The following is a 15,325-nucleotide window of genomic DNA, read 5'->3' as shown; positions in this document are numbered from 1 at the left end:
GAGTATTCTACGAGCAGCACGCAGTTTGGTGGGATATGGGCGCGGGAAAACGCGCTGAAGTTTTGCTCCTCGAAGCGACGGAGGGCTAGCTCGTATGCGCTAGAATTCCTCTCTCGGGGGGGGGGGCAATATATAGCATTATTTTATAGCCTCTTTAAGAGCCCCATCTCTTTTGACTTTATTTTTTCTCGTGCTTTTTGGGGATATAGAGCACATTGAGATAGCGTCCCTCCAGCTTTGGCTCTTTCTCCGCTACCGCGACTTCTTCAAGCATTGGTGCGATTTTGTTTAGCGTGTCTCTGCCCGCATTGGGGATACTTAGCTCGCGCTGCTTGAGAAACACTCTAAAGCGCACGTGCTTGCCAGATTCTAAAAATTGTATAGCGTGTTTTACTTTGTAATTAATGTCGTTTTGCGCGATCTGCGTGGAGAGCTTGATTTCTTTAATCTCGATTTGTTTTTGGTTCTTTTTGGCTTCCTTTTGGCGTTTTTCCTGATGGTAGCGGAATTTGCCATAATCCATAATCTTGCACACGGGCGGATTGGCGTTAGGCGATATAAGCACGAGATCCAAATCCTCTCGCACGGCGATTTCTAACGCCTCCCTTGAGCTCATCACGCCATACACTTGCCCATCATCGCCCACACAACGCACTTCCTTGAGGTTTATCGCCTCATTTAGTAATACTTCTTCTTTGCTCAAATACGAACCTCACTTATTTTGGTATGTAGCATTGCGATAAATTCCTCCTCGCTTAGACTGTATTGCTCGCGCTTGGTGCGATCGCGAATGGCTAGAATCTTGCTCTGCATTTCTTTCTCGCCTAGGACTACGATGAGCGGCGTGTGCTGCTTTTCAGCGATTCTGATTTTTTTGCTTAGTGTTTCATTTTTGTCCAAAATCTCGGCATACGCTCCGCTTTGTGTGATGAGCTTCTCACGCAGGGCTTTGGCATAGGGGATTTGGGCGTCTGTGATGGGTATGAGGCATGCCTGTGTAGGCGCGACAAAGAGCGGGAACTCCCCGCCAAAGTGCTCTGTCAAAATCGCGATAAATCGCTCAAAGCTCCCTAAAATCGCTCTGTGGATCATCACGGGCATTTGCGCGCTGTTGTGCTCGTCTGTGTAGCTAAGTGCAAAGCGACTTGGGAGATTCATATCGATTTGGATTGTGCCGCACTGCCATTTGCGCTTGAGCGCGTCGGTAATCTTAATATCAATCTTTGGTCCATAAAACGCCCCGCCACCCTCATCTATGCGGTAATTGATGTGGTTTTGCTCTAGAGATTGGCGTAGAGAATCTGTCGCACTCTCCCACACTTCATCGCTCCCGATGGACTTTTTGGGGCGCGTGGAGAGCTCCATCTCGTAGCTAAAGCCAAAGAGATCCATAATGTTTTTGGTAAAGGCGATGATATTATGCACTTCGCCTTTAATCTGTGCGGGGGTGCAGAAGATATGCGCATCATCTTGGGTAAATTCCCGCACGCGCAAAAGCCCGTGCAATACGCCACTTTTCTCGTGTCTATGCACCACGCCATACTCATAAAAGCGCAGCGGCAGCTCACGATAGCTCCTAGGGCTGCTCTGATAGACTTTGATATGCCCCACGCAGTTCATCGGCTTGATGCCGTATTCCTGCTCATCGATGAGGGTAAAATACATATTTTCTTTGTAATTCTCATAATGCCCGCTTTTTTTCCACACATCACTTTTGAGGATCTCTGGTCCTCGCACGGGCTCATAATCACGCTCGATAAGGGCTTTGGTGAGGAGATTTTCGATATTGCGTCGTAGGCGCGCTCCTTTGGGTAGCCACAGGGGCAACCCCGCACCAATCTCCTCATCAAAGCTAAAAAGCCCCATTTCCTGTCCAATCTTCCTATGATCGCGCTTTTTGGCTTCCTCGATTTGAAAAAGATAGTCTTTAAGCGCGTCTTTGGTGCTAAAGGCTATGCCATAGATTCTGGTGAGCATTTGGGCGTTTTCATCGCCGCCTAGATACGCCCCTGCGATTTTGGTAAGCTTGAAGTGCTCTAAGAACTTTGTGTTTGGGAGGTGGGGACCACGACAGAGATCTTCAAAATCCCCCTGTGTGTAGAAGCTAAAGCTATCCCCATTAATCCTGCTCATCACCGCAAGCTTTAGCTCATCATCGGCGAATTTTTCTTGCGCTAAGGCGCGTGTGGTGGTGTATTTTTCGATAGGGTAGGCTTTTTGGGCGATTTCTCTCATTTTAGATTCTATAATGGGGAGATCCTCCTCGCCAATCTTGTGTGTGATTTTAAAGTCATAATAAAATCCCTCTTCTACCACGGGACCGACAAAAAACTGCGCTTCTGGATAGAGGGCTTTGATCGCTTGCGCCATAAGGTGTGCGCAGGAGTGGCGCAAAATCTCTAGTGAATCTTCACTATTATCGAGATAGATTGGCTCCCCGCCACTTAGGGCGTTTTGCTCAATCGTGCAGAGATCGTAGATGTGGTTGTCGATTTTTTTGCCAATTAGGGTTTTGCTCATAGAATCTAAACCTTTAGTATCTCATCTTCTTTGCTTTTTAGCGTCTCATCAATCTTTTTGACAAACTCATCAGTGAGTTTTTGGACGCTATCTTGGGATTTTTTGCTCTCGTCCTCTGTGATGGTTTTGGCTTTTTCAAGTTTTTTTAGGTGGTTGTTGGCGTCTTGGCGGATATTGCGTATGGCTACGCGTCCCTTTTCTGCCATAGCCTTGGCTTCTTTAGTGATTTCTATACGCTGCTCTTTTGTCATAGGGGGGAAGTGCAGGCGTATAGCCTCTCCGTCGTTGTTGGGAGTGGCACCGATATTGGCTTCCTGCAGGGCGCGCTCGATATTTTTTAGCAGGGTTTTATCCCACGGCGTGATGAGGATACTAGAGGCGTCTTGCACCATAATAGACGCCATTTGGCTAAGTGGTGTAGGCGTGTCGTAATAATCGGCTTTGATAGAATCCACCATCGCGCTTGAAACCCTCCCACTGCGCAAAAGGGAAAATTCTCTTTTCAAGGCTTGGAGGGATTTGTCCATATTTTCTTTGGTGTGTTGCAAAATCTTTTGTATCTCTTCGTTCATTGCATTCCTTTGGGTGGCTTATTTGTTGTCTGTGGTTGCGGGTGCGCTCGGTGCGGCGGGCACGCTAGAGCTGAAGGGATTGTTCCCCTCCTGCACCTTTAATTGGTTTTGTGAATCTAGTGGATTCTGCGCTCCGCTAGTGGGTTGGGTGGGTAGTGGGGCGAGGGTGGAGTCGCCTTTGGCGGGGAGTTGGATTCTATCCACCACGCTTGTTTGGCGGTTATACATATAGCCAAGTGCGATGGTATTGACTAAAAACAAAAATCCCAAAACCATCGTGGCTTTAGCCAAAAATCCCGATGGTCCCTTGGCACCAAACATGCTTTCGTTGCTCCCGCTGTATGCGCCAAGCCCGATACTCGAGCTTTTTTGTAACAAAACTACGATAGTGATGAGTAGGGTTAAAACAATCTGAATCGCAAGTAGGGTCGTCGCCATCATCGCTCCAATTTAAGTTCAAAATTTCAATCTAAAATGCACAAAATGAGGCACAATTCTAGCAAAAAAATCTTTAAAACTCATAAAATGGGACAATAAAAGGGGCGTTTGTCAAGGATTTTGCCAAAGATTTTGCATCTCTTAGCCTTGCTTTATATCCCGCTTTGAGCCTTGCCTTAATCTCGCTTATATCTCTTTAATTATTACCGCACTCTATCCCACGCAGCCTATCCCTCTAGGCATTGCCCCTTTTGCAGTCGCGCGCCCAAAAGATAGGCAGTGATTGGCATTTCCTTTTTATTAGGTGGTTGCACGCTAGCCACTTCCAGATAGCCCTGATTGCAGCCTATGAGCGCGCTTTGTGGGAGGATTTGTAAAATCTCTCCGGCTCTATGCGCCCCCTGTGGCACAAAGCCCAAAATACGCGTGAGTTTCAAGCCAGATTCTAAAAACACGCTGGGCCAGCCATAATACGCAAGGTATTTGCGATAGACTTCCTGTGCGTCGTGCAGGGTGATGAGCCCATCTTGGCGCGTGATTTTGGTGCAGTAGGTAGAATCTGCGTGGCTTTGGGGCAGTGGCGCGAGGATTTGGGCGCGCTTGAGCACGCCTAGGAGCACCTGCGCGCCCTTTTTGGCGAGGATCTCGCTTAGATTCTCTAAATTTTCGCCATTATTTGGCACATAGCCCACGCCTAGCACCGCGCCGCAATCTAGCCCCAATTCCATTTGCATTACGCTCACGCCAAAAAATCGCGGTTGTGAGAGGATCATCTCCTGTATCGGGCTAGCCCCGCGCAAATGCGGCAAAATTGAGGCGTGGAGATTCACACACGGTGCGATATCTAAAAATGCCTGTGGCAGGATCTGTCCAAACGCCACGACGACGATTATATCGGGCTTTAGGGCTTTGATAGATTCTATGGTTTCACAATCTATGCGCTCGGGCTGAAAGATAGGGAGGCTAGGGAATTGTGCGCGGAAAAACTCCTTTGTCTCCGGGGCTTTGAGCTCTTTTTTGCGCCCAAAGATTCTATCGGGTTGGGTAAGGAGTCCGATGGGCTCTAGCCTCGTGTCTTTTTGCTCGGCTTGGAGGAGGGTTTGAAAGGCGACTTTGGCAAAGTGCGGTGTGCCAGCAAGCAAGATTCTCATCGCCAAATCCTAGCGCACAGAATCTAGCGCGCAAATCGCCTCTGGCAGTGTCCCAAAAAGCGTGCCGCTAGTCTGTCTGCCCTCCAAAAGCAGGGCGCGCAACACCTCGAGATTGTTGCCATTAGTGAGAAACATCGCCTTGTCGCGTTTCAGTAGGAAATGCGCCGCCATAAGCTTAGTAACAATCCCGCCGGTAGCAAAGCTCGCATTTGGCGTGTGTGGGGCTTCTAGCTCTGCTGGATCTATGCGCTCTACTTGCGGGCGTATCTTGGCATTAGAATCTAGCGCGGGATTTTTGTCAAAATACCCATCAATATCGCTCAAAATCACAAGCAGCTGCGCGCCAAAATAATGCGCCACATACGCGCTTAGACGATCGTTATCGCCCACAAATTCCGTAAGCGCAGTGGAGTCGTTTTCGTTGATGATGGGCAAAATGCTATGTGCTAGGAGCGTATCGATACAGTCCTTGGCGCATTGCGTTTGCGTGCGCGAATCAAAGTTGTTTTGGGTGAGTAGGATTTGTGAGACTTCTATGCCATATTTTTGGAATCGTGTGCGGTAGGTTTGCATAAGTAGTGGCTGCCCGATACTTGCGAGGGCTTGTTTGTTGGGCAGGAGGGATTTATCGATTTTGAGGCGTGTGTAGCCACTAGCCACCGCGCCAGAGCTCACGAGCAGGACATCATAGCGCGCGCGTAGCTCGCTAATGAGCCTTGCGATAGCAGCGATTTTGTCCTCATCGATTCTCTGTCCATTGGAGATATTGGAGCTCCCGACTTTGAGCACGATTTTTGGTTTCATCACTTGCCCCCATAGCTCTTGAGATAGTGGGCATACACGCTCGCTATGCCAGATTCTAAATCGATAGTGGGCTGCCAGCCGAGTGCTTGGATCTTGCTTGAGTCCATTAGCTTTTGGTAAGTGCCATCGGGCTTGGTGCTATCAAAGACTAGCTCGCCCTCAAAGCCCACGATGGTTTTAATCATCTGCGCGAGCTCAGCGATACTCACATCGCTGCCATAGCCGATATTTATGTGGGTGTTGCGCACCTCTGCCGCGCTCCCACGCACATTCTCAAAGTCTATGTGCTCCATCACATACACGCACGCCCTCGCCATATCTAGCGCGTGGAGAAACTCCCTGCGCGGCTTGCCACTGCCCCATATCTGCACGCTTTGTGCGCTGATCCCAAAACGCGCCAAAAACTCCTCTAGCTCACTCCCACTTAAGCCCACATCGCGTTGCACAGATTCATACTCGCCTTGTGCGAGGAGCTTGGCTAGGTGGATTTTGCGTAGGAGTGCGGGGAGGACGTGGGAGGTGTGGAGGTTGAAGTTGTCATTATCGCCATAGAGATTGGTTGGCATCACACTTAGAAAATTGCAACCATATTGGAGTGCGAAGCTCTCGCACATTTTAAGCCCCGCGATTTTAGCGATGGCGTAGGGTTCGTTGGTGTATTCTAGTTCGCTGGTGAGGAGGGAAGATTCTGTGATGGGTTGGGGGGCGTTTTTGGGATAGATACACGAGCTGCCTAGGAAAAGGAGCTTTTTAGCGTTGTGCTTGTGGGCGTGGAAGATCACATTGTTTTGGATAGCGAGATTCTCATAGATGAAGTCCGCGCGATACTCGTTGTTTGCTGCGATCCCGCCGACTTTGGCAGCTGCGAGGATCACATACTCTGGCTTGTGTGAGCTAAAAAATCTCTCCACCGCCCCAAAATCGCTCAAATCTAGCTCTTGGTGGGTTTTAGTGAGGAGATTAGAATAGCCGCGCTCTTGCAAAACGCGCAGTATGCTCGAGCCCACGAGTCCCCTGTGCCCCGCGACAAAAATCCTAGAATCTGTTTGCATAGTTGTCCTTTTGCGCAAGTGAAATGGGGGCGCATTGTAGCCAAAGTTTGGCTAAGGTTTGCTTATGGGTTTAGGGTTTCTTAAAGGGTTTTTAGGAAATATGCGCGGGGAGATTATGCCCTAAGGAGTGGTGATGAAGATTTTGGTATGTATGCTTGGTATCGGCGGTGGCGGAGCTGAGAGAGTGCTGGTGGATTTTTTTCAATCTTGGGAGCATAGCGCGCTTTCGGGGGGGGGGAATTAGATCCTAAAAGAGATATTGATTTATTCCTAATAGAGAGAAAACGCCAAGATGTGTATCTCGCTTGATGCGAGGAGCATCTGCACAAAGTCTTTAGCTTCCCTCATATTTTTGGCAAAGTGCGGTTTTTAAACAAATTTTGGAAGCGGCGCGTGCTCAAAAACCCAAAGCTTCTCAATCGCTTTGTCCCGCAACATTATGATGTCAATATCGGCTTTTTGGAGGGCATTAGCACGATATATATCTCGCAAAAAAATGGCGGCAAAAAAATCGGCTATATCCACATATCGCTTTGGGAGATACGCGATGGCGTGCGTGATGAGGCGGAGCTAGCAGCGTATCTCGCGCTAGATTCACTCATCTGCGTGTCGCACTATGTGAGAGAATCGCTCCTGCGCCTCTATCCAGAGCTAGCACACAAACATATCGTGGTAATCCACAATCCCATCAATACAGAATCTATCAGGGCAAAGGCGCAAGTAAGGCAGGTGGAAAAGAAGCGATTTAGCTTTTGTCAAGTGGGGAGGCTCACGCACCAAAAGGGGCTAGAGACGCTCCTAGATGCAAACGCGATACTCCAAAAGGAGGGGCTAGAGTATGATATTTGGCTCATAGGCGAGGGCGAGCGGTATAAAAGAGAGCTGCTTGAGCGCATACAATCTCAAGGGGTTGGCAATGTCAAGTTTTTGGGATTCCAAACAAATCCTTACCCGTATATGAAAGCGTGTGATGTCTGTATGCTCACAAGCTACTATGAGGGCTATGGGCTGGTGCTAGCAGAATCTTGCGTGCTGGGCAAGGCAATCATCGCAAGCGATATCCCCACAAGCAAGGAGATACTTATAGATTCTGAGCTTGGCGAGTGTGCGGAGTTTTTCGCTTCCAAAGACGCGCAGAGCTTGGCAGATGCTATGCACCGCCTCTATGAGGATAGCGCGCGCAGAGAGGCATTAGAATCTAAGTCCCTAAATATCGCTAAGGGCTTTGATATTAGAGCGCGCACGCAGGGCTTTTGAGGAAGTGCTGTTTTAGAGCAGCTTTGCTGTGAATCTTGGAGGCAAAGGGCTGCTTGTGGTATAATTACTTTGTAATTACTTCGTTTAAGGGGTGCTGATGACAAGTCTTATACAAATTGGCAATTCACAAGGCATTAGAATCCCAAAGCACCTCATCACGCAAGCGCGCTTAGAAAATACCGAGCTTGAGCTAGTCGTGGTGGAGGAGGGGCTGCTCCTAAAGCCTGTGCAAAAGCTGCGGAGTGGTTGGGAGGAGGCTACTAAGCGCGGTGTGGGAAGCGCAGAGGATAATAGCGATGCAATTATGCGGGATTTTGAGGCTGTTGATTGTGAAAATGATTGGGAATGGTAATGCCTAGCCACTTTGCTAAAGAAGCTAATCGCTTTGAAATGTATTGGGTAAATCTCGAGCCTACCATAGGCAGCGAGATTAAAAAGATTCGCCCGTGTGTGATTATCTCGCCAAATGCACTAAACTCTCTTAGCACAAGACTCATCGCACCCATCACTTCTAAGAGCTTTGACGCACCCTATCGGATTAGCTTTAGACTTTTAGACAAAGATGCCAAAATACTTTGCGATCAGATCCGCTGTGTGTCCTTGCAAAGATTGCACCAAAAAATCGGGAAGTTGCCTGATGATGTGGCGCGAGAGCTTAGCGGCGTGCTGTGTGAAATGTTTGCTTTATAAACAATGCTTTTGTGTATTTAAGAAGTGCTGTTTTTAGAATCTCGCCCTTAGAGCCTTTTGCCCTCATAGAGTGTTTTGCCAAAAAGCTTATGATATTTTGCTTTTTAGAAAACCGAATGCCAAAGTTGCTCCTAAGCCATTCTTTGAGCGATATTGTGGCTTGGAGGAAGTCGCGGGCGTTGGTGGATTGTAAAAGTGCTTTGATCACTTTGTCTTGGAGGGGTTGGGGGATTTGTAGTCGCTCTATGCGCGCTCTAAAATCCAAAAACTCTCCATCGTTTTGGACAAAGGACTTGGCTTGTGTGCGCAGCATATGCGTGGGAAGCCCGATGGTGCTAATGTGGTGGCGTGTGAAAAATGCAGCAATCGCCTCAAAGGCTTTGAGCAAATTGGCTGATTGATGAGCACAAAGCAGATATTTGTATAGCTCTGCCTCGCTAGTGAATCCAAACACTCTCGCAGATATGTAGCGGTATTAAAGATGGGCACGATTACACACAGCGGCTTCATCGCAAACCCTTTTGGCAAAATGTCGCCTTGGTGCGTATGGTTTCTAGGTAGATTTGGTGGTTAGATTCTAACAGATCGCGCGTGTTTTCGGGGTGGTAGATATGATAGGCGAGTGCGCCAAACTTTAGCCGTCTCAAAGCCCCGCCAGCAAACAAAAATCGCGCCACAAACTCGCTATCCTCGCGCCCCCAGCCCACAAAGCCCTCATTAAAGCCATTTATCGCCTCACAATCAGACTTAAAAAAGCTCATATTGCACCCGCGGATACCTTTGATAAGCTCTCTTTTGGCAAACACCTTAGAATCCACGCGTGAGGTGGCATACACAAGGCGGGAGAGAAGCCCGCACCGCTTTGCTTTAAGCCCACCTAGAGCAAAGACGCGCTTATGCGCGCTTTTTTCGCTTTTCTCGCCTTCCTGCCGCTCTTGGAGCATAGATTCTGAAGTGGGCGAATCCACAATCACGCGCGAGCCTTGCACAAATACTCTAGGCGCGGCAAAGGCTAAATGATCAGCGACAAAGAAAGGGTGTAAGATCATATCGCCATCGATGATGATGAGATACTCGCCCTTTGCTTCCCTAATGGCGGCATTGCGTATGGCGCTTAAGCGAAAGCCTCTATCCTCGTGCCAAATGTGCCTAAGAGGGCAGGGGAAGTCGCGCGCATAAGATTCTATGAGCTCTCTTGTATCCTCCCTGCTGCCATCATCGGCGATGAGCACCTCGGTGGGTAGCACTGCCAAATCCCGCACAGAATCTAGCACGAGGGCTAGGCGTTCTTTTTGATTATAAGTCGTGATGATGAGCGAGCAGGAGTGGGGTTTTTTGGGGAGTTTGATTTCATAGAGTTTCATATATTTAAAAAACACGCCAAGGGCGTTGCACACGGAGATGATAAAGCCCTTATACCCATACAAAAAGCCTTTTTTGAAAGCATAACTACGCACAAAGCTCCAAATCGAGCGAGTGATGGCTTTTAGTGGGCTCGCGCTTTTGTGTGTGTTTTGCTCCGCCCAGAGGCTTGAGTAGGCTTGGAGCTTTTGGAGGAGGTGTGTGATATTATCATACGCATAGTGTCTAAGCCCGCACTCTAGGCGCATTAGCTTGGAGTCCTGCGGGAGTATGATGCTCTCATGCACGAGATGATCATTAAACCTCGTGTAGCCTTTGTGAAAAATGCGCGTAACAAAGTCAGGATACCACCCACACGCCTTTATCCACTCGCCCTTATAGAGATTCTTGCGTGGCAGGGCGAAGAGGGTGTTTGGCGGCGGGGTTTGTGGGGTTTGGGGAGTTTGAGAATCTAGCGCGCTAGATTCTGAGGTTTTAGAATCTCTGTCCTTAGAATCTGCGCCTTTTGGCACGCCAAAGAGCTCTTTTAATCGCGCCAAAGTGGCAGATTCTAGCACCTCATCAGAATCTATGCTAAAAATCCAGTCATTGCGCGCATAACTCACCGCGAGATTTTTTAGCGCGCCAAAGCCGATAAACCCACTTGTGTGGATTACTAGATTGCCATAAGTGGCGTTAAACTCGCGTGCGATTGTGAGTGTCTCATCGCTGCTGCCATTATCTAGGAGGATAATCTCATCAAATTCGCGTAGTGAATCTAGGCATTCTCGTAAAGTATCTTGGGCGTTTTTGACAAGTATCGTCGCGCTTATGGGGAGTGTGGAGTGTGCCATATATCGCCTTTATAGCAAAATTTGGCGGGATTGTATCATAAATGTATCGGGTGGCAATGTGTAAAAATGAAAAATCCCGCGCAAATCATCTCGCAAAATATGTTTATTTTTATGAAGTTTTTTGATTTTTTTGGGTTACAATCAAAACTCACACTTAAATCAAAGGAGAAGGCTTATGAAAAAGTTTTTTGGTTTTGCGATGAGTTTGGTTGTCGCTGGGTTTTTTGTGGCTTGTGGGGATTCTAAAGGAGATTCTAAGACAGAATCTAGCGCAGGCAATGCGGAGAAAGTCTATACGATAAAGTTCGCCCATGTGGTGAGCTCAGGTAGCCCCAAGGGCAAGGCAGCGGATTTGTTTGCCAAAAGAGCAGAGGAGCTAAGCGGTGGTAGGCTAAAGGTGGAGGTATTCCCCTCTGCGCAGCTTGTCGATGATGATAAAGTTTTCCAAGAGCTTAAGCGCAATAATGTCCAAATGGCAGCCCCAAGCTTTTCAAAATTCACACCCATTGTCAAGGAGTTTAATCTCTGGGACGTGCCCTTTATCTTCCGTGATAATGAGCATTTGCACAATGTGATGGATGGCGAAGTGGGGGCGATACTTAAAGAAAAAATCGCACAAAAGGGCTTTATCGCCCTAGACTATTGGGATTCTGGTTTTAAGCAATTTAGCACCAACAAAAATCCCATCGTGCTGCCAAGCGACGCTAAGGGGCAGAAAATCCGCATTATGAGCTCTAAGGTGCTAGAAGAGCAGATGAAGGCTATCGGGGCAAATCCGCAAAATATCAATTTTGGCGAGGTGTATTCTGCGCTGCAGACGGGCGTAGTCGATGGTGCGGAAAATCCGCTCTCAAACCTCTACAACTCGCGATTTTATGAAGTGCAAAAGTCTGTTACGATGACAAATCACGGGTATTTGGGCTATCTCGTGGTGGCTAGCGAGAAGTTTTGGAATGAGTTACCAGAGGATTTGAAAGATGTGATAAAGCAGGCATTAGATGAGGCGACGAAGTTTGAGCGCGAGGAGAGCGAGCGTGATGAGGCGGTGCTGTTTGCAAACCTCGAGAAGTATGCTAAAGAAAATCCGGGCAAACTCACTATCTACACGCTTAATGATGAGCAAAAAAAGCAGTGGCAAGATGTGATGATAGCCATCTATCCGAAGTTTTATGACTTAATCGGGCAGGAGTTAATCCAAAAAACGCTCGAGACAGAGTGAGACAAAGTAGGGTTAGCTAGCTCCTAGCGCATAGAATCTAGTGAGACTTAAGCAAGCTAGATTCTATATGCGTGTATTGGGAGGATAAAGCGGGGTGCTCCCTGTGATTTTGTAGAAACGCAGTGCGGGGCATTGCGATGTAAGTTTAAAAAGAAAGGTTTGTTTTGAAGTCGTTTTTATTGCTGTTGCAAAAGCCCTTTAAATGGGCGCATCTAAGCCCGGGGGTTAATAGATTTTTTCAAATCCTTGATGTCCTCATCGCTAGTATCAACAAAAATATCGCAGTTTTTGGGCTAGTAGCGGGCGTGGCTATCGTGGCGGTTAATGTCTTTACGCGCTTTTTGGCGAGCTTTTTTCCCGGGATTCACTCGCTGACTTGGGGCGAGGAAGTCTCGACTTATTGTTTTATTTGGAGCGCGCTTTTTGGGGCGGCGTATGGCTTCCGCAAGGGCGTGCATATTTCAGTAATGATACTTGTGGAGCGCTTCCCGCCTGCGCTAGCTAAGGCGTGCGTGCTGTTTTCGTATATCATTAGCGCGTGCTTTTTGGCGTTTATGGCGTATGCGGGATATTTGGTGTGTGAGCTAAATTATGAGCTTGGGCGGTATTCTGAAGCCCTGCATAATGTGCCGTTATGGGTGTTTCTCGTGTGTTTGCCCCTCTCTTTTTTGGGTGCGACTTATCGCGTGATTGAAAAAATCTATGAAATCTCGTGGATGGACGCTAAGGATGTGGTGAAAATCACGCAAGATGAGATTATGCACGATGTGGCGATAAAGGAGTGAGCAATGCCCTATATCAATATCAAAATAACGCGTGAAAATGGAGAGCCCACAAAAGAGCAAAAGGAGCGGCTGATAGAGGGCGCGACTAGGCTTGTCTCTGAAGTGCTAGGCAAAAACCGCGCCACCACCTTTGTCATCATCGAAGAGGTGGAGACGGATAATTGGGGGATTGGCGGAGAGAGTGTCACGCATTTGCGCACGAAGGCGCGCCAAAAGGCGTGAAGCGGGGAATTGCGTAAAGCGCGGTGGCTTTTGTCGTTTGGTGTATAGAATCTAGCAAACGCCAAGCGGCATTCCCCGAGTTTGTGAAGCAAGCTTGCAATAGATAGAATCTAAGGCGGGTTTATAGAAAAGGTGCTAGCCCAAGTGGCGTTGATGAGGTGGTGGCACCAAAGATTCTATAAACTTGCCAAAAAACGCAGTGTATGAACGCGCAGCGGAGCGAGTGGGGATTCGCTCCCCACGAGCGATAGCAATTTGCCAAAGGCAAATTGCATTAAAATAATGACAAAAAAGGACAGAGAAATGAGCGTAGCGGTTTTATTTATCGTGCTATTTGGGTTAATCCTCATTGGCGTGCCCATCGCAGTGGCATTAGGTATCAGTGCTATGGTGGCGATGATGGCTTTTACCTCGCACGATATTACGGGCATTCCAGAGATTTTTATATCGGCGTTTAAGCCCACACTAATGGCTATCCCGATGTTTATCCTAGCGGGCTCGCTGCTAAGCAAGGGCAGTGCGGCACAGAGAATCATAGACTTTGCCAAGTCGATGGTGGGGCATTTGCCCGGTGGGCTGCCTATGAGCGCGATTTTGGCTTGTGTCATCTTTGCGGCTGTGAGTGGGAGCTCGCCCGCTACGGTGGTGGCGATTGGCTCGGTGATGTTTTTGGCGATACAACAGGCAGGTTATCCTAAGTCCTATGCGGTGGGGGCTATCACAAGTGCAGGAAGTCTTGGGATACTCATTCCGCCTTCAGTAGTGATGATCGTCTATGGCGTTACGGCAAGCGGGCTTAGCGGGCTTGATGGCAAGGAGATTGTCGTCTCTATCGAGGCGTTGTTTAAGGCAGGGATTGTCCCCGGGCTTATGATTGGGGGTATGATGATGCTTTGGACCTATATCGGGGCGAAGCGACTAGGCTACAAGGCACAAAAGCCCGAGCCTTTGAGTCTGCGGTTTAAGCAGTTTATGCGTGCGTTTTGGGCGTTGCTCATCATTGTGGTTGTGATTGGTGGGATTTATGGCGGACTTTTCACAGCGACAGAGGCAGCGGGCATAGCGGTGGTGTATGCGTTTATCGTTTCGGTGTTTGTGTATCGGGATTTGAAGCTAAAGGATCTCTATGGCGTGTGCTTAGACGCAGCGATTACCACAGCGATGATATTTTTTATCATCGGGACGGCGGTGGTGTTTGCACATTTTCTCACAAGCGAGCGCATACCCCACCATATCGCCGAGTTTCTCATCGCCCAAAATATGAGCTGGTGGGTGTTTTTAATCGCGGTAAATATCCTACTCTTTATTATGGGGCAGTTTATGGAGCCTAGCTCGGTGGTGATGATTATGACGCCTTTGCTGCTGCCTATCGCGGTGTCGCTAGGGATCGATCCTGTGCATTTTGGGATTATCATGGTAGTGAATATGGAGATAGGTATGATCACCCCGCCTGTGGGGCTCAACCTCTTTGTGGCAAGCTCCCTCACAGGTATGGATCTCAAAAATGTAGTCCTCTCTATCCTCCCGTGGCTTGTGGTTATGGTGTTTGGGCTAGGGCTTGTCACCTATGTGCCCCAAATCTCGCTGTGGCTAGCGGGCTAAAATATCGTGTAGATAAATGGCGCGATGGCACTTCCTTGGGATAGCACGATGAGTGCGCCTAGGAAAAGCATCATCAAAATCACAGGAAAAAGCCAAAATTTCTTTCTCACTTTCAAAAACTGCCAAAGTTCTTTTAAGATACTCATATCGCCTCCTTTAAAATTGGTTTTTCATACTTTGGGGTTGTTGGGCGCGCGCCTTGAAGTAGCTTGGTGCGCTTTTGTCGGGCTTTTGGGCTAAGACATCACGCCCTATGAGCCTAAAGAAAAGTGCCACGGGCGTGAAGATTCCAAAAAACAAAATCGCTAAGATAGTGCGCGAGATGACAAAGCCTATGCCTTCACCTAAGACAATCCAGAGGCGATATATGGGCGCAATAACGCGCGGAAATGCTAAGAGTGCGAGGCTAATGCCACAGGCGATGAGTGCCCATAGGCGCGGCGTGTTGGCGTCTTTTAGCAGTGGGAAAAGCGCGATGAGCGCAAAGATTGCCGCCCAGATTGTGAGGAATGTGCGCAGATCTTTGGTGGTGGGTTTCATAGTTGCTCCTTTTGGTTTAGGTTTTGGACATTGGGCATTCAGCTTTTAGCGATAAATCGGGGAGTTTGATTGTCGGCGGCGGTCATTACCGCTTAGGTAACTCCCTTGCCTCCAATCTGCACAACCCCGATTTCTCATCTAAAATCTTAGAATGCCAAGGCAAGCCAAGCGCAGAATCTAAGACAAATTCAGAATCTGCTACAAGCTTAGATTCTAGATTCACAAACCCACATTTTAGAATCTAAAGCAACAGATTCAGAATCTGCCATTTCATAGAA

General features: G+C 48.2%; 20 protein-coding genes. 8 read left to right on the top strand and 12 right to left on the bottom strand.

Going from position 1 to position 15,325, the window contains the following annotated elements; genetic code table 11:
- Positions 1 to 178: 178 nt before the first annotated feature.
- The 7 genes from infC to ACH2BK_RS03705 all read right to left on the bottom strand — a co-directional run bounded on the left by infC (position 179) and on the right by ACH2BK_RS03705 (position 6,537).
- A complete protein-coding gene (infC, locus tag ACH2BK_RS03735) occupies positions 179 to 703 on the bottom strand; it encodes a translation initiation factor IF-3 (protein ID WP_395002144.1) in 525 nt (174 codons plus the stop codon).
- Entirely contained in the window at positions 700 to 2,520 is a 1,821-nt protein-coding gene (gene thrS / locus ACH2BK_RS03730) for a threonine--tRNA ligase (RefSeq protein ID WP_395002143.1), read from the bottom strand. Before thrS ends, infC begins: the two co-directional genes overlap by 4 nt.
- A 5-nt stretch (positions 2,521 to 2,525) precedes the next feature.
- Complete coding sequence (gene frr, locus ACH2BK_RS03725; RefSeq protein ID WP_394995030.1) at positions 2,526 to 3,092, bottom strand: ribosome recycling factor; 567 nt, start codon at positions 3,090 to 3,092, stop codon at positions 2,526 to 2,528.
- 18 nt (positions 3,093 to 3,110) lie between these two features.
- A complete protein-coding gene (gene secG / locus ACH2BK_RS03720) occupies positions 3,111 to 3,530 on the bottom strand; it encodes a preprotein translocase subunit SecG (protein WP_394995026.1) in 420 nt (139 codons plus the stop codon).
- A gap of 227 nt (positions 3,531 to 3,757) precedes the next feature.
- Positions 3,758 to 4,681 (bottom strand): methionyl-tRNA formyltransferase, encoded by a 924-nt coding sequence (locus tag ACH2BK_RS03715; protein WP_395002142.1) that lies wholly within the window; start codon positions 4,679 to 4,681, stop codon positions 3,758 to 3,760.
- Positions 4,682 to 4,690: 9 nt separating this feature from the next.
- Positions 4,691 to 5,488: a glutamate 5-kinase gene (proB, locus tag ACH2BK_RS03710; protein WP_395002141.1), complete on the bottom strand. Its 798-nt coding sequence runs from the start codon at positions 5,486 to 5,488 to the stop codon at positions 4,691 to 4,693.
- On the bottom strand, positions 5,485 to 6,537 hold the full coding sequence (locus ACH2BK_RS03705; protein WP_395002140.1) for a GDP-L-fucose synthase family protein: 1,053 nt from the start codon (positions 6,535 to 6,537) through the stop codon (positions 5,485 to 5,487). The genes proB and ACH2BK_RS03705 overlap by 4 nt, the downstream gene beginning before the upstream one ends.
- 393 nt (positions 6,538 to 6,930) lie before the next feature.
- Between ACH2BK_RS03705 and ACH2BK_RS03700 the strand changes: the two genes are divergently transcribed.
- From ACH2BK_RS03700 to ACH2BK_RS03690, 3 genes are all read left to right on the top strand, one after another.
- Positions 6,931 to 7,794, top strand: a complete 864-nt coding sequence (locus ACH2BK_RS03700) for a glycosyltransferase (protein ID WP_395002139.1) — start codon at positions 6,931 to 6,933, stop codon at positions 7,792 to 7,794.
- A 97-nt stretch (positions 7,795 to 7,891) separates the two neighbouring features.
- Positions 7,892 to 8,146, top strand: a complete 255-nt coding sequence (locus tag ACH2BK_RS03695; RefSeq protein ID WP_394995012.1) for an AbrB/MazE/SpoVT family DNA-binding domain-containing protein — start codon at positions 7,892 to 7,894, stop codon at positions 8,144 to 8,146.
- Positions 8,146 to 8,484: a type II toxin-antitoxin system PemK/MazF family toxin gene (locus ACH2BK_RS03690; RefSeq protein ID WP_394995009.1), complete on the top strand. Its 339-nt coding sequence runs from the start codon at positions 8,146 to 8,148 to the stop codon at positions 8,482 to 8,484. Before ACH2BK_RS03695 ends, ACH2BK_RS03690 begins: the two co-directional genes overlap by 1 nt.
- Here the strand turns inward: ACH2BK_RS03690 and ACH2BK_RS03685 are convergent.
- From ACH2BK_RS03685 to ACH2BK_RS03675, 3 genes are read right to left on the bottom strand one after another with little or no spacing between them, the layout of a single operon-like run.
- Positions 8,450 to 8,749, bottom strand: a complete 300-nt coding sequence (locus tag ACH2BK_RS03685; protein WP_395002138.1) for a hypothetical protein — start codon at positions 8,747 to 8,749, stop codon at positions 8,450 to 8,452. The genes ACH2BK_RS03690 and ACH2BK_RS03685 overlap by 35 nt on opposite strands.
- Complete coding sequence (locus tag ACH2BK_RS03680) at positions 8,728 to 8,994, bottom strand: glycosyltransferase family A protein (RefSeq protein ID WP_395002190.1); 267 nt, start codon at positions 8,992 to 8,994, stop codon at positions 8,728 to 8,730. The genes ACH2BK_RS03685 and ACH2BK_RS03680 overlap by 22 nt, the downstream gene beginning before the upstream one ends.
- Complete coding sequence (locus tag ACH2BK_RS03675; protein WP_395002137.1) at positions 8,991 to 10,679, bottom strand: glycosyltransferase; 1,689 nt, start codon at positions 10,677 to 10,679, stop codon at positions 8,991 to 8,993. Before ACH2BK_RS03675 ends, ACH2BK_RS03680 begins: the two co-directional genes overlap by 4 nt.
- Positions 10,680 to 10,854: 175 nt before the next feature.
- Here ACH2BK_RS03675 and ACH2BK_RS03670 point away from each other — a divergent pair, with 175 nt between their 5' ends.
- From ACH2BK_RS03670 to ACH2BK_RS03655, 4 genes are all read left to right on the top strand, one after another.
- Positions 10,855 to 11,898, top strand: a complete 1,044-nt coding sequence (locus ACH2BK_RS03670; protein ID WP_394995004.1) for a DctP family TRAP transporter solute-binding subunit — start codon at positions 10,855 to 10,857, stop codon at positions 11,896 to 11,898.
- A 164-nt stretch (positions 11,899 to 12,062) separates the two neighbouring features.
- Positions 12,063 to 12,683, top strand: a complete 621-nt coding sequence (locus ACH2BK_RS03665) for a TRAP transporter small permease (protein WP_395002136.1) — start codon at positions 12,063 to 12,065, stop codon at positions 12,681 to 12,683.
- 3 nt (positions 12,684 to 12,686) lie between these two features.
- A complete protein-coding gene (locus ACH2BK_RS03660) occupies positions 12,687 to 12,905 on the top strand; it encodes a 4-oxalocrotonate tautomerase family protein (RefSeq protein WP_394995000.1) in 219 nt (72 codons plus the stop codon).
- Positions 12,906 to 13,208: 303 nt separating this feature from the next.
- A complete protein-coding gene (locus tag ACH2BK_RS03655) occupies positions 13,209 to 14,507 on the top strand; it encodes a TRAP transporter large permease (RefSeq protein WP_394994996.1) in 1,299 nt (432 codons plus the stop codon).
- Here ACH2BK_RS03655 and ACH2BK_RS03650 read toward each other — a convergent pair.
- Together ACH2BK_RS03650 and ACH2BK_RS03645 are read right to left on the bottom strand one after the other, a co-directional pair.
- Positions 14,504 to 14,653 (bottom strand): DUF5989 family protein, encoded by a 150-nt coding sequence (locus tag ACH2BK_RS03650; protein WP_395002135.1) that lies wholly within the window; start codon positions 14,651 to 14,653, stop codon positions 14,504 to 14,506. The two genes, ACH2BK_RS03655 and ACH2BK_RS03650, sit on opposite strands and share 4 nt — an antisense overlap.
- A 10-nt stretch (positions 14,654 to 14,663) precedes the next feature.
- The gene (locus ACH2BK_RS03645) at positions 14,664 to 15,047 is read right to left on the bottom strand and encodes an SxtJ family membrane protein (RefSeq protein WP_395002134.1); all 384 of its coding nucleotides are present in this window, start codon (positions 15,045 to 15,047) and stop codon (positions 14,664 to 14,666) included.
- A 23-nt stretch (positions 15,048 to 15,070) separates the two neighbouring features.
- Here ACH2BK_RS03645 and ACH2BK_RS03640 point away from each other — a divergent pair, with 23 nt between their 5' ends.
- The gene (locus ACH2BK_RS03640) at positions 15,071 to 15,292 is read left to right on the top strand and encodes a hypothetical protein (RefSeq protein ID WP_395002133.1); all 222 of its coding nucleotides are present in this window, start codon (positions 15,071 to 15,073) and stop codon (positions 15,290 to 15,292) included.
- Positions 15,293 to 15,325: the final 33 nt, after the last annotated feature.

Origin of the sequence: uncultured Helicobacter sp., from assembly GCF_949282165.1 — a bacterium.
Classification (GTDB): Bacteria; Campylobacterota; Campylobacteria; order Campylobacterales; family Helicobacteraceae; genus Helicobacter_F.
The sequence above is the reverse complement of the archived record's forward strand: the minus strand, read 5'-3'. Positions and strand labels throughout refer to the sequence as shown.

Excerpts from the sequence above, each read along its gene's own strand:
- thrS (WP_395002143.1), bottom strand. The coding sequence starts at position 2,520 with ATGAGCAAAACCCTAATTGGCAAAAAAATCGACAACCACATCTACGAT.
- frr (WP_394995030.1), bottom strand. The coding sequence starts at position 3,092 with ATGAACGAAGAGATACAAAAGATTTTGCAACACACCAAAGAAAATATG.
- secG (WP_394995026.1), bottom strand. The coding sequence starts at position 3,530 with ATGGCGACGACCCTACTTGCGATTCAGATTGTTTTAACCCTACTCATC.
- ACH2BK_RS03715 (WP_395002142.1), bottom strand. The coding sequence starts at position 4,681 with ATGAGAATCTTGCTTGCTGGCACACCGCACTTTGCCAAAGTCGCCTTT.
- ACH2BK_RS03705 (WP_395002140.1), bottom strand. The coding sequence starts at position 6,537 with ATGCAAACAGATTCTAGGATTTTTGTCGCGGGGCACAGGGGACTCGTG.
- ACH2BK_RS03695 (WP_394995012.1), top strand. The coding sequence starts at position 7,892 with ATGACAAGTCTTATACAAATTGGCAATTCACAAGGCATTAGAATCCCA.
- ACH2BK_RS03690 (WP_394995009.1), top strand. The coding sequence starts at position 8,146 with ATGCCTAGCCACTTTGCTAAAGAAGCTAATCGCTTTGAAATGTATTGG.
- ACH2BK_RS03680 (WP_395002190.1), bottom strand. The coding sequence starts at position 8,994 with ATGAAGCCGCTGTGTGTAATCGTGCCCATCTTTAATACCGCTACATAT.
- ACH2BK_RS03675 (WP_395002137.1), bottom strand. The coding sequence starts at position 10,679 with ATGGCACACTCCACACTCCCCATAAGCGCGACGATACTTGTCAAAAAC.
- ACH2BK_RS03670 (WP_394995004.1), top strand. The coding sequence starts at position 10,855 with ATGAAAAAGTTTTTTGGTTTTGCGATGAGTTTGGTTGTCGCTGGGTTT.
- ACH2BK_RS03660 (WP_394995000.1), top strand. The coding sequence starts at position 12,687 with ATGCCCTATATCAATATCAAAATAACGCGTGAAAATGGAGAGCCCACA.
- ACH2BK_RS03655 (WP_394994996.1), top strand. The coding sequence starts at position 13,209 with ATGAGCGTAGCGGTTTTATTTATCGTGCTATTTGGGTTAATCCTCATT.
- ACH2BK_RS03650 (WP_395002135.1), bottom strand. The coding sequence starts at position 14,653 with ATGAGTATCTTAAAAGAACTTTGGCAGTTTTTGAAAGTGAGAAAGAAA.
- ACH2BK_RS03645 (WP_395002134.1), bottom strand. The coding sequence starts at position 15,047 with ATGAAACCCACCACCAAAGATCTGCGCACATTCCTCACAATCTGGGCG.